This window comes from Povalibacter uvarum, assembly GCF_014202975.1.
Lineage (GTDB): Bacteria > Pseudomonadota > Gammaproteobacteria > Steroidobacterales > Steroidobacteraceae > Steroidobacter > Steroidobacter uvarum.
Genome location: NZ_JACHHZ010000002.1, coordinates 933,528 through 945,318 on the forward strand (window position 1 = coordinate 933,528; position 11,791 = coordinate 945,318).

Sequence of the window (11,791 nt, forward strand, 5' to 3'; positions counted from 1 at the left end):
CACTGCTCACAATGCCGGTGTTGCCGTCATTGTGGCGGTGCCGGAGTTTCGATGGACGCCACGAATCGCCAGATCCTCGACCTGTTGCAGAACGACGCGCGAGCGCCCATCAAGACGATTGCCGCGAAAGTCGGGCTCGCTCGCAGTTCCGTGCGGGAGCGCATAGCGCGAATGGAAGCTGCGGGCATCATTCGCGGCTACCGCGTCGAGCTCGGCAGTGAAGCGACTGCGCAGACGGCGGTGCAAGCCATCATGCTGCTGCGCTTCGACAAGACCCCGGTGCCGCGCACGATTGCGAAGATCACCGCAAATCCCGAGGTCGTACGATGTGTCTCCGTGGGAGGCGACATCGATGTCGCCGTGGAAGCGCACATCGCCAGCGTCGAGGCGCTCAATCGGCTGCGCGACGAGGTCGCCGGCTACCCGCACGTCATCGATGTCACGACGATGCTCATCCTCAAACGCGAGAAGGGCTGAATCGCGTCCGGATCACTCCTCGGCATGAATGGCGATGGACTGAATGCTCGACGGCACCACCTGGTAGCTGTAAGGCACGAAGAGACCCAGCTCCAGCAATCCGACACGCACCCATCGCACCGGTCGATCGATACCGGTGGTGACGATCCTGTAGTCCTCGCCCAGCGCGGCCGCCACTTTCTTCGCGTCGGCGGCGAAGAGCGCGATGATTTCGTCGCGGTAGCGGTTCGGCGAGACGATGCTGATGTCCACACTGCCGTCGGGGTCGAGCGTCGTTCGCCCCACGATCTTGATGCCCGCCGTGAAATCCTTGAGCTTGCTGATCAGCGCCTGACCATTGGCGCCGGTCGCCGGAATGCGCGTCTTGACGCTGATGAGCGTCGTGTTCGTATCCGGACGATCACCCGGCCTCAGAACGACTGTCGCCGAATCAACCTTGAGCGGAATGACGAGATCGTTCTCGTCGATCACGCTCAGCTCGATACTGCCGTCACGGCTGGCGTTCGCGAGCGCATTACGCAAGGTCGCGTATATCTCTTCCTTTCTTGCGGGCGCTTCGCGCGTGTCGTTGCGGATGTTGACCTGCAGCAGCAGGAAGTCCCCGGTCTTGCGCAGGAATGTGCCTGGCATCGATCCGCCTTCGCTCAGGCTGCCGGTGACGACGACTTCTTCCAGCCCCTGACCCAGCGATGGCGCCGAAGCACCGAGCAGGCAAAGCGTAAGCAGAAAGCTCCTGAGCAAGAGGACGCGAGGGCTCATGACGACTCCTTGTTCTGGTTGTTCGTAGCTGATCGTTCGTCGACGCACGAGATGTACTCCCACGATCGGGAGTTCGTCAACGCGTTGTCCGAAGTTCCGCTTTTGAGTCCGACACTCTGACTAGCCGGCTAGCTGGCTGGCCTCACAACAGCTTCGTCCCATTCGGCACTGCCCGCTCCGGCATCGCGAGCACCACTCGCCCCTCTTCATCGTGGAAGCCGGTCACGAGCACTTCGGAACGGAACGGCCCGATCTGCTTCGGCGGAAAATTCACGACCGCGACGACCTGGCGGCCGACGAGACTCTCCTTCGAGTACAGCGCGGTAATCTGCGCGCTCGACATCTTGATGCCGATCCGCGGCCCGAAATCGACACGAAGCTTCCACGCGGGCTTGCGCGCTTCGGGAAAGTCGAAGACTTCCAGGATGGTGCCGATGCGCAGTTCGACTTTGAGGAAGTCGGGCCATTCGATGGGAAGCATGATGGGTGACGGGTGACACGTGACGATACAGATCATGCCAGAGCTCTCTGGCGCTGACTCCATGCATCGTTCTGTCACCCGTCGCTAGTCACCCTTCCTGGTGATCCAGCGCCTCCACATTCGCCTTCCCCGGCGCAACCATCGGCAGGACGTGCTCGTCAGCCGCGATCGGCACTCTGATGAGCATGGGGCCTTCGCCATGCAGAGCACGGGCAAGCGTGCCGTGAGGAGCAGGGCAGGACTCGAGATCGATCGCGGGGATACCGAAGGCGCGCGCGATAGCGACGAAATCGCCGGGCTGGTTGAACTGCGAAGCGACCAGCCGTTTGCCGTAGAAGAGCGTCTGCTGCTGACGCACGAGCCCGAGGGCCGCATTGTCGAGGAGCACGATCTTCACTTTGAGGCCGAGCTCGCTCAGGGTGGCGAGCTCCTGGATGTTCATGAGCAGACTGCCGTCGCCCGTGAAGCAGATGACGGTTGCATCGGGCCGGACGAGTGCGGCGCCGATGGCGGCGGGCAGGCCGAATCCCATCGTGCCCAGACCCCCTGAAGTGAGCCAGCGATCAGGGCGCTGGAAGGGATAGGCCTGCGCCACCCACATCTGGTGCTGGCCCACATCGGTCGTGACGATGGCATCCACCGGAGCGACTGCACCCACGGCGCGAATGATGCCGTACGGCGAGCACACCTTCTCGATGCCGGGAGTCCGCAGCGGATGGCTTTGTCTCAAGGCGCGGATGCGGGCGAGCCACTGGGGACGATGCTGGTAGTGCGCCCGTGCGATGAGTTCGTTCAGCGCGCCGCCCGCATCGGATTCGATCGCCAGCGTGGGTTTGCGGATCTTGCCGAACTCGCGGGGATCGATGTCGATGTGAATGACCTGTGCCTGGGATGCGAAGCGGTCGGTTCGTCCGGTAGCTCGATCGTCGAAGCGGGCACCGATGCTGATCAGCAAATCGCACTCATCGATGACGTGATTCGTAAAGCGCGCGCCGTGCATGCCGAGCATGCCCATGCTCAGGGGGTGGTCCGTCGGCAGCGCGCCGAGCGCCATCAGCGTGGTCGTGACGGGTGCCTGGATCAGTTCCGCGAGCTCGCGAAGGAGATGGTGAGCGCGTGCTTTGACGACACCGCCGCCGATGTAGAGCACCGGTCGCTGGGCGGCTTCGATCATTTGCCACGCAGTGTCGAAGTGGGAAGTGTTCGTGGAGGGCGTTGCGGTGGCGGGGATCTGTTCTCGGGTTTCCGGCGCTGCATGGAGTGCGGGAGCAGTGCATCTCTGGAACTGCACGTCTTTGGGAACATCGATGAGCACGGGTCCGGGACGCCCGCTCTCGGCAATTCGAAATGCCTCGGGAATCAGGTCCCACAGTTCATTCGCATCCCGGACGAGGAAGCACGCCTTGGTGACCGGACTCACCATCGCCGTCGTCGGCACTTCCTGGAATGCGTCGGTGCCGATCAGCTGTTGTGGCACCTGGCCTGCGATGCACACGAGCGGAATCGAGTCGAGTTTCGCGTCGGCAATCGCGGTGATGATGTTGGTGACGCCTGGCCCTGACGTCGCAAAGCACACGCCAGCACGCTGCGTAATTCGCGCCATGCCCTGCGCGATGAATCCCGCGGCCTGCTCATGTCGCGCGAGGATGTGCAGCAGCTTTGTCGAGCGACCGAGCGCTTCGTAGAGCGGCAGCAGCGCACCGCCGGGAATTCCCGCGACGATACGAACGCCCTGCTGTTCGAGCAGATGGATGATGAGATCGGCACCGGTGAAGGTCATGACAGGTTCCAGGTGAGGAACCCCGTGAAGACGTCGCCGGTGGAGAAAAGAAAAACCCCCTGCCGGCTTGCACCTGCAGGGGGTTCGTTTGTGATTCAAAGGCCCCTAAGGCGCAGCGGTGACTACTCCGTTAATGACTACTACTACGACGTTTACGACCACAGCCGCGCCTGCGATACGAATCGCACTGGCGGCGGGCAGTCGGGAAAGCGTAGAGGTCAAAGGGTCAGGCCACGTTGGGGGACGGCTGGAATATAGCCAGCGGCGGGTAGCCAGGGCAAGCGGGGCGACGGAGCGGAGCCTCTTCTTGTGGGTCCGGCTTTAGCCGGACGTCATCGCGAAGCGATCCCGGAATGCCGCGCACAGCGCGGTGCCTGCGGCATGACGTCCGGCTGAAGCCGGACCCACAAAGGGAAAAAGATCGACTCCCGCGTTCGCGGGAGTGACGGATGCGTCACCCCACCTTCTGGCGGGCCCCCGGTTCCCTCGGCGCCGGCCCCACATAGAGCGCCGCCGGCCGAATGATCCTGTTGTCCTGCCGCTGCTCGACAATGTGAGCCAGCCAGCCGAATGCGCGGGAGGCGGCGAAGGTGGCGGTGAAGTATTCCTTCGCGATGCCGAGCGAGAGACACAGCACGCCTTTGTAGAACTCCATGTTGGCGCGCAGGGCACGACGCTTGGCGCTCGTCTGTTCGACGAACGCGGCTTCGACGGCGCTCAATGTGTTGAGCAGTCGGCGATTCGTGAACTCGGTCGCGCTGCGCTCCGCCATCGCCTTGAGGATTTTCGCGCGAGGGTCGACGACGCGATACTCGCGATGACCCATGCCGAGCACTTTGCGACCAGTCGCCAGGCACTGTGTGACGAAAGCTCGGGCGTGCTGCGGTTCGCCGACTTCCATCGCCATTTCAAGCGCGCCCTGATCGGCGGCGCCGTGAAGCGGCCCATACAACGCACCCATCGCTGCAGCGAGTGCCGAAGCCGGTGGTGCAAGCGTCGACGTGACGACGCGCGCCGTGAACGTACTCGCGTTGAAGCCATGGTCGAGCTGCAGCACCTGCATCACTTCGAATGCTTCGACAGCTTCCGCCGACGGCAGCTTGCCGGTGAGCAACTGCAGGTAGCGTTCACCATAGCGACGCGACACTGGGTAAGCAGGCTCCGGGTGATCTTCGAGCGCGGCATTGATCAGCGCGAGTGCGGCAGGAATGCGGGCAGCGACGAGGAGGCCTTCTTCTTCTTCGTCGGTGCGGCCGAGTCGCTGCGCCGGGGGTTCGAGCGCGAGGATCGGTGCGATGGCCTGGAGTGTGACCATCGGGTGAGCGCCGTTGCGTGCCAGCACACGCAGTGTTGCCGCGACTTCGGCAGGCAGGCGACCCGCGTGCCAAAGATAGTCTTCGACTTCGTTGAGGCGGCGCGGATCGGGCAGATCGCCGAACACGACCAGGTGCATGACTTCGGCGAAGCGGTAGTTGACCAGCGACTCGATCGGGTAGCCGCGGTAGTACAGCGCCCCGGCTTCGCCATCGACCAGTGACGTCGACGTCGTATCGGCAATGACGCCTTCGAGACCCTTATGAACTTCTGCGGACGCTGTCATGACACGCTCCAGGCACCGGTTGGCATGGGCGAAAGTAGCGCTGCTGGCGGCGCGCGGGGATGCCCTGGGATCGATCCCGCTATCAGGCCAGCCGATGTGATCGGAATGGCTGATGCGGCTATCAGGTGGAGCGATGCCGGGGAGAAGGGCGGGAGGCCCTGCAGCGAATCCCCTAGGCAGACGTACCTGTTCAACTTCAGGCCATCCCCGCCGATACCCCTGAATATCCCTGCGTGCAGCGCCCCTCCATGCCATCCACCGATCCTCTCCATCTCACCCATGTCCAGGCCGATCGGCTGATGACCGGCATCCTTTGGGCACTGCTGGCCTTCTCGTTCTGTCTCGCCCCCTGGCATCAGACCTGGGGCGCGGCACTCCTGGTCGCGATTCCGGCTGCGGTGGTGCCGACGTTCCTTGCCTATGCGATGCCCGGATCCCTGCTGACCCGGCTCTGCGTCGCCGCGTCGCTGATGGTGTTCTGCGCGCTGAACATCCATCAGGCGTACGGCATGATCGAGCTGCACTTCGGCATCTTCGTGCTGCTGGCGTTCCTGCTGTGCTATCGCGACTGGCGTCCCATCGTCATGGCCGCCGGCGTGGCCGCTGTTCATCATCTCTCGTTCAACTACATGCAGCAGGCCGGTTTCGGCGTGAACTGCTTTACGACGCCCGGACTCGGCATCGTTCTCGCTCACGCGGCCTACGTCGTCGTCGAGACCGCGGTGCTTTCGTATCTCGCCGTCGTGCTGCGCCGCGAAGGCCTGCAGTCCTCGGAGTTGCAGCACATGATCGAGCGCATGACGGCGCAGAACGGCAAAGTCGACCTGCTGTCGCAGAACGATGCGAGCCACAGCGATGCAGGTCGTGCGTTCGGGGGAATCGTGGCGCGCGTGCGCAATGTCGTGTCGTCGATCGCCTCCGGCACCGATACGGTTGCCGATGCCGCGAATGCAATGGCCACCGGTTCCGAAGAGCTTGCGCAGCGCACACAAGTGCAGGCGACTGCGCTTTCACGCACGACTCAGGCACTCGGGCAGCTCACGACCATCGTTCGCGGCAACGCCGATCAGGTGAAGCAGGCGAACTCGCTGGTGGAATCGGCTGTCGATGTTGCGGCCCGCGGCGGCAAGGTCGTCTCGCAGGTCGTGAACACGATGGGCGAGATCAGCCGTTCTTCCGCGCGCATCTCTGACATCACGAGCGTGATCGACGAGATCGCGTTCCAGACGAACCTGCTCGCGTTGAATGCGGCGGTCGAAGCCGCGCGCGCAGGCGATCAAGGCCGAGGCTTCGCTGTCGTTGCGGCGGAAGTTCGCAGCCTTGCCCAGCGCAGCGCGACTGCGGCGAAGGAGATCAAGACACTGATCGAAACCTCGGTCGAGAGCGTCAGCAAAGGCAATGCGCTCGTCGACGAAGCCGGCGTGACGATCGCCGAAGTCGTGAAGAGCGTCGAGCGTGTCACTCAGATCGTTCAGGGCTTCCATCGCGCCGCCCGCGACCAGAGCTCGGGCCTCGATGAGGTCAACAATGCCGTTTCGCAGATGGAAGAGGTCGCGCAGCAGAACGAGTCTCTGGTCTCCTCGATGGCGCAGTCGGCGGAACGCCTGCGCGAACAGGGCAGCGAGCTGATGCATGCCGTCTCGATGTTCGAGCTCGGGCAGGGGTCGGGTCCCGTCGTGGCCAGCCGTCCGTTCGATCCGCCGGCGGTGCTGGCGAGGGTTGCCTGAACTGAAGGATTTCCTTCGGCCTGCGCCGGACGCCCCTTGCATCGATCCCGATCCGAGCGACAATCCCCGGGATGCAGATCGAGCGCAACGAAATCCGCTGTTTTCACGCCGTCGTCGAAGCCGGCGGCTTCAGCCGCGCGGCGGAGCGCCTCGACCTCTCGCAATCGGCTGTCAGCCAGGCCATTGCCAATCTCGAACATCGCCTCGGAGCCGTGCTGCTTCGCCGCGGCAGTCCGCCGCAGCTGACGGAGGCCGGCATCCGGATGCTCCGGTTCGCCGAGGCAATGATGAACGAGGAGCGCGAGACGCTTGCCGATATTGCCCAGATCAAGTCCGGTGCCCGCTCGACGCTGTCGCTTGCGTTGTCTCCCGCGGCGAACGCTCGCTTCGGCGTGTCGCTGTTGAAGGAATTCTCCGAGCGTAATCCGCTGACGCGCTTCAAGATCGCCGTCACGCCGAGTCGCGAGATCGTCTACGGCGTTTCAGACGGACGCTGGGAGCTGGGCTTCGGTCCGCTGCAGCATTCGATGCCGGACTACTTCGCGTTCCACGCGTGCTTCTCGGAGACCCGCCGGCTCATGATTGCCGCCGATCATCCGAGCCGGGATGCTTTGCGCCGCGATCCGCAGGAAACGCTGCGCACCTTGCCGCTGATCACATCCTTCCTCGACGACATCGCCCGTCGCCCGAGCGGCGATCGCCTGCGCAACGCATTCGCTTCCGTCTGGGAAGTGAGCCACATGGACCTGCGGCTCGCGCTCGTTGCCGAAGGCAAAGGGCTGACGTACCTCTCCGATCTGGTCACGAACACCCCTGCAAATCTCGTCCCGATCGAAGGCTTGCCCTTCTCGAGCATCGACCGCCAGGTCGGCGTCTACTACCTCAAGCACCAGCCGATGTCACAGGCCGGCGCCCGGTTCGTGGCGCTGTGTCGCGAGCGGTGGGGGTTTTAGAGGAAGAGTTGAGAGTTTCACACGGAGATCACGGAGATATTCAGAGCAGGACACAGAATCCGCGGGTCGGAGCCTTTAGGACCGTGGCCGAGACAGGCGAGGAACCTCTCTCTACATTGTCTTCCTCCGTGATCTCCGTGATCTCCGTGAACTCCGTGTGAAATCCGATTCCGTTTCCGTTTCCGACGCCCTACGCGACTGCGTGCACCGGATCAAAGATCACATAGCGGTTCTTCCCGCCGGACTTCGCGCGATAGAGCGCCTGGTCGGCGTGCCGGTACATCGTCTCGAAGCTGACGTGGGGCGGTGAGGTGACGCAGATGCCGATCGAGACGCCGAACGTGGCGCGATCGAGGGATTCGCTGCTCTCGCGCACCCGAGCGAGAATGCGGCGAGCGATTTCGGTCGCCGCGTCGAGATCGCAGCCTGTTGCGAACACGAGGAACTCGTCTCCACCCAGGCGTGCGCAGACATCGGCGTCGCGAACGCTCGCGCGCATCGCATTCGCTACTTTGATGAGGAAGCTGTCGCCGGCTGCGTGACCGTGGTTGTCGTTGATGCCCTTGAGATCGTCGACATCCACCAGGATGGCTGCATAGCTCGAAGCACCGGTCGCGAGTGCGCGATGGATCGATGTCATCGCGCCGCGGCGATTCAGCAGTTGCGTGAGCTCATCGTGCATCGAGATCTGGTACTGCTCGTCGATGCGGTGATTCACGTGGTGGTCGTAGCGCGCCGCAAGGTAGCCGATCAGCACCGCCATCAGCAGGGCGGCGATGAGCGTGCCGATCGAGATGCTGCGGAATCGGGCTTCCTGGGCCAGGTAGTACTGCAGATCGAAGTCGACACCGACGAAACCGCTGTAGCGACCCTGGCTGTCGTAGATCGGCGCGTGACCCGAGAGAAAGTAACCGTACTCGTCGCGCAGGAAGCGGGGGTAGACATAGGTGTGGCCCGATGCGATCTGCTGCAGCCAGTCGGGGTCGGGTTCCTTGTCGAGCGTTTCGAACGCTTCCATGTAAGCCGACGCGCGCAGGTTGTGCGGGGTCTTCAGATCGTCCGAAGCGGCCGTATCCACGACGAAGAACGTTTTTCCTTCACGCTCGACCATCGTGTAGACGTAGAACATCTCGGGATTCGCCGAGTGGAACCGCACGAGCGGAGCGAGAGTGCGTGCGTACAACTCCGGCGTGTAGTTCGCCGGGTCGAGCAACTGGCGATGGAGATCGCCATCGACGACGCTCGCGGCCAGCTGCGCGACCTGCGCCACGTGCGAACGCAGCACTTCGAGCCGCGCCTGCTTCGACAGCCACTGCGGGATCGCGACGATGGCCACCAGCACGAGTGCGGCGGCAACGGTCACGAGCCAGAAAGTGCGCGGCGTGAATTGGCGGAAATCGGGCTTCATTCGGTCAAGTCATTGGCGCGATCGGGATCCACGCATGCGGCAGGCATTGTTGCACAAGTTGTTGCGACCGCAGAGCGAAACAGATTGCAGGTGCCGGGCGGAGAGGCCGCAGTTTGCTGCATAACGCCGCTGCCCGCTGCATGAACTTTCTTCAGCGCCTCTTCCGCGCCGGCCCGGCGACCCTCATCATGCACCGACCGGCTGTTCCTGATCGGCTTCCAGCACCAGGCCAGCTTCCAAGACCAATATCAGATAACCGAAGTTCCGGAGAGACTCATGAATCCTGTACGCAGATTGTTCGCCGCTTCCCTCGCGACGCTCGCTCTGGCCGCCACGGGCGCATTCGCCGCCGACGCGAACGTCACCGGCGAGTGGACGATGACCGTGGAGACGCAGGCAGGCACGGGCAGTCCGCATTTCAGCCTCAAGCAGGAAGGCACGAACGTGACCGGCCACTACAAGGGCCAGCTCGGCGAAGCACCCGTCACCGGCACGGTCAAGGGCAACGAAGTCACGCTCAAGTATTCGGTCAACGCACAGGGCGCCGACCTCACCGTGACCTACACCGGAACGGTCGAAGGCGACACGATGAAGGGCAAAGTGTCGCTGGGAGAATTTGGTGACGGGACGTTCACGGGGAAGAAGGGCTGAGAGCCAGCTGGCCGGCTAGCCAGACTAAGAAGAGCTACTGTCTCTTCCTCTCGTTCTGGCTAGCCGGCTTCCTTACTCCGCCCCTCTCCATCTGTGCTTCAACGCCAGCTCCAGCGTACTGCCGCGGCGGAGTCGCAACGACCGTTCGCGCTGCTCTCGTTCCTTGCGTAGTTCGGGCCAGCGCTCCAGGTAAGCAGCGAGGACGTTGCGGTCCGGCGAGTAGCGGCTGAATGCATCTGCATTCGCGCCGCGCAATGCAATAGCGCCGTTGTAGCCGCCGAATCCCTGGGTCGCGCAGATGGCGCCGCCATCGCGATTGCCGATGACGGGCGCGGCGTCGAGCACGAAGTTCTCCGCGACATCGCTCAGGTCAGGATCGCGATGGCGGAGCGTCGGCACACCGACAGCTCGTTGGCCGAGCAGGTACTGGATAGCCTGCGCCGTTCCCTTGAGGCCCGTTTCGCCCATCGTGTGACCGTCGCCCACCGCTTTTGGTGTGCCGACAGTGATCTTCGGCAGCGGCGCCTTGCGGCCTTGTCGTTCCGCGGCTGCCGCGAGTGCGTTGGCGGCAGTCGTGAGATCGGTCTTCGAGTTCGTGCGCGTGCCGGTGGCGTGAGCGACGAGATACTGGAAATCGGCGACGCCGTAGCCATGGGCGCGCCACGCGATGTCGAGTGCATGGAGAAGCGCGTTCTCGCCTCCGAAGCCCACGCCCGCGAAATGTGCCTTGCCGCCGGCTTCACCGCTCTGGCCCCAGCCGACGATGATCGATGAGATGTCGAGGAAATTGCGCAAGGCGAAGTCGAGCGTAGTGACGAGCACGCCCGAGCCGCCTTCGCCGACGACGGTTCCGTTCGCATCGACATCGAACGGGGCGAGACAGTCCGACACAGCGCGATGCTCGCCGGCGGCGCGCGATGCATTCAATGCATCGAGCTTGCCTCGCGTCATCAACGCACCCGAGCCGAAGGCGTCGAGGATCTGCCAGTGCGGACGAGTCGCTGCATCCGCGGCGGTCCACAGCACGATCTGCGGACGACGATAGCCCGGGTAGTCGAGCACCATCTGCGGTGCGACTTCCGAGAACGCGATGGAGCTCGACGCGCACGCACCGACGACATTCAGCGGCGTCTGCGGGACGCGCGTGAATCCGCTGGGCGTGCGCAGCGAATCGAGCAGCGCCGGATTCTTGAGCGACTTGCTGAGCGGGTATGACGGCGCAAGCATCGTAGAGATCAGCGCCGGGCCGTGCGAGGCGAGCGAGTTGGCCAGTCGCATCGCGAATTTGTCGCGCAGCTTGTCGGACTGCGCGTCGATCGCGCCGGCTGCACGCAGTTCGCCGAGCGCGTCCATGCCCTGGAACGCGGTCGCAGCGGCGACACGGAATCCGTAAGGGTCCGTCAGCAGCTCCGAGAGCGACACGGGAAGCGCGGCGAGTGCGCCGAGGCCGGCGTACAGGAACAACTGCGACTGCAACGACGGACCGAGTCGCGGATCGTCGTCGAACAGCCCATACATGTCCTTGAGCGCCGAATCCCGGACTTCCCGATAACTGAGTCCGGCCTGCCGTCGCAGTCCGCCGCTCTCGAGATCGTGAGGCAGGCTGGCCGCGATGTCAGTGACCACCGTGGAACCGAGCGCAGTGAGCTCGTCGATGTGGCGAATGCCCAGGTTCGCTCGCAGCTGCTGCCCGTGCCGCGTCTCAATGTCTTTGAGAGAGGCCGCCTGGCCAGCTTCTTCGCCCTGCGTCCAGCGGAAGGAGGCGCGGTCGCCCGTCGGATCGACATCGACCAGGCCGGCATCGAAGGCTGCGTACCCGATGAACTCGGGAGAACCGCACACGCGCGCGCTGTAAGTCTCGGTGCTGCCGACGGCAGACATCGAGCAGGGGGTTCCGATCGTGACGAGAACTTTATCGGCCGTGAGCACTGGCATTCCGCAGTTGAATTCGCAGG

Annotated in this window: 10 protein-coding genes; 4 read left to right on the forward strand and 6 right to left on the reverse strand. The window is 63.7% G+C overall.

Translation table 11 applies throughout. The annotated features are described in order from the left end of the window. Window positions 1-51: 51 nt before the first annotated feature. A complete protein-coding gene (locus HNQ60_RS10400) occupies window positions 52-477 on the forward strand; it encodes an Lrp/AsnC family transcriptional regulator (RefSeq protein ID WP_184331362.1) in 426 nt (141 codons plus the stop codon). A gap of 12 nt (window positions 478-489) precedes the next feature. Here the strand turns inward: HNQ60_RS10400 and HNQ60_RS10405 are convergent, their stop codons facing one another. From HNQ60_RS10405 to HNQ60_RS10420, 4 genes are all read right to left on the reverse strand, one after another. After that, window positions 490-1,236: a hypothetical protein gene (locus tag HNQ60_RS10405; RefSeq protein ID WP_184331364.1), complete on the reverse strand. Its 747-nt coding sequence runs from the start codon at window positions 1,234-1,236 to the stop codon at window positions 490-492. Window positions 1,237-1,378: 142 nt separating this feature from the next. Next, window positions 1,379-1,717, reverse strand: a complete 339-nt coding sequence (locus HNQ60_RS10410; RefSeq protein WP_184331853.1) for a tRNA-binding protein — start codon at window positions 1,715-1,717, stop codon at window positions 1,379-1,381. A gap of 88 nt (window positions 1,718-1,805) precedes the next feature. After that, a complete protein-coding gene (ilvB, locus tag HNQ60_RS10415; RefSeq protein ID WP_184331366.1) occupies window positions 1,806-3,497 on the reverse strand; it encodes a biosynthetic-type acetolactate synthase large subunit in 1,692 nt (563 codons plus the stop codon). A 454-nt stretch (window positions 3,498-3,951) separates the two neighbouring features. Continuing rightward, window positions 3,952-5,097: a citrate/2-methylcitrate synthase gene (locus HNQ60_RS10420; protein ID WP_184331368.1), complete on the reverse strand. Its 1,146-nt coding sequence runs from the start codon at window positions 5,095-5,097 to the stop codon at window positions 3,952-3,954. Window positions 5,098-5,345: 248 nt separating this feature from the next. Between HNQ60_RS10420 and HNQ60_RS27860 the strand changes: the two genes are divergently transcribed. Then, on the forward strand, window positions 5,346-6,824 hold the full coding sequence (locus tag HNQ60_RS27860; RefSeq protein WP_184331370.1) for a methyl-accepting chemotaxis protein: 1,479 nt from the start codon (window positions 5,346-5,348) through the stop codon (window positions 6,822-6,824). Window positions 6,825-6,895: 71 nt separating this feature from the next. Continuing rightward, entirely contained in the window at window positions 6,896-7,777 is an 882-nt protein-coding gene (locus tag HNQ60_RS10430) for a LysR family transcriptional regulator (RefSeq protein WP_184331372.1), read from the forward strand. A 190-nt stretch (window positions 7,778-7,967) separates the two neighbouring features. Here HNQ60_RS10430 and HNQ60_RS10435 read toward each other — a convergent pair whose 3' ends face one another. Continuing rightward, window positions 7,968-9,185, reverse strand: coding sequence for a GGDEF domain-containing protein (locus tag HNQ60_RS10435; RefSeq protein WP_184331374.1), 1,218 nt, complete (start codon window positions 9,183-9,185; stop codon window positions 7,968-7,970). 276 nt (window positions 9,186-9,461) lie between these two features. Between HNQ60_RS10435 and HNQ60_RS10440 the strand changes: the two genes are divergently transcribed. Continuing rightward, window positions 9,462-9,836, forward strand: a complete 375-nt coding sequence (locus tag HNQ60_RS10440) for a hypothetical protein (protein ID WP_184331376.1) — start codon at window positions 9,462-9,464, stop codon at window positions 9,834-9,836. A 72-nt stretch (window positions 9,837-9,908) separates the two neighbouring features. Here the strand turns inward: HNQ60_RS10440 and HNQ60_RS10445 are convergent, their stop codons facing one another. After that, the gene (locus HNQ60_RS10445) at window positions 9,909-11,717 is read right to left on the reverse strand and encodes a beta-ketoacyl-[acyl-carrier-protein] synthase family protein (protein ID WP_184331378.1); all 1,809 of its coding nucleotides are present in this window, start codon (window positions 11,715-11,717) and stop codon (window positions 9,909-9,911) included. Window positions 11,718-11,791 lie beyond the last annotated feature (74 nt).

Bases quoted from the DNA above. Each gene is read 5' to 3' on its own strand.
- HNQ60_RS10400 (WP_184331362.1), top strand. From the start codon at position 52: ATGGACGCCACGAATCGCCAGATCCTCGACCTGTTGCAGAACGACGCG.
- HNQ60_RS10405 (WP_184331364.1), bottom strand. From the start codon at position 1,236: ATGAGCCCTCGCGTCCTCTTGCTCAGGAGCTTTCTGCTTACGCTTTGC.
- HNQ60_RS10410 (WP_184331853.1), bottom strand. From the start codon at position 1,717: ATGCTTCCCATCGAATGGCCCGACTTCCTCAAAGTCGAACTGCGCATC.
- ilvB (WP_184331366.1), bottom strand. From the start codon at position 3,497: ATGACCTTCACCGGTGCCGATCTCATCATCCATCTGCTCGAACAGCAG.
- HNQ60_RS10420 (WP_184331368.1), bottom strand. From the start codon at position 5,097: ATGACAGCGTCCGCAGAAGTTCATAAGGGTCTCGAAGGCGTCATTGCC.
- HNQ60_RS27860 (WP_184331370.1), top strand. From the start codon at position 5,346: ATGCCATCCACCGATCCTCTCCATCTCACCCATGTCCAGGCCGATCGG.
- HNQ60_RS10430 (WP_184331372.1), top strand. From the start codon at position 6,896: ATGCAGATCGAGCGCAACGAAATCCGCTGTTTTCACGCCGTCGTCGAA.
- HNQ60_RS10435 (WP_184331374.1), bottom strand. From the start codon at position 9,185: ATGAAGCCCGATTTCCGCCAATTCACGCCGCGCACTTTCTGGCTCGTG.
- HNQ60_RS10440 (WP_184331376.1), top strand. From the start codon at position 9,462: ATGAATCCTGTACGCAGATTGTTCGCCGCTTCCCTCGCGACGCTCGCT.
- HNQ60_RS10445 (WP_184331378.1), bottom strand. From the start codon at position 11,717: ATGTCTGCCGTCGGCAGCACCGAGACTTACAGCGCGCGCGTGTGCGGT.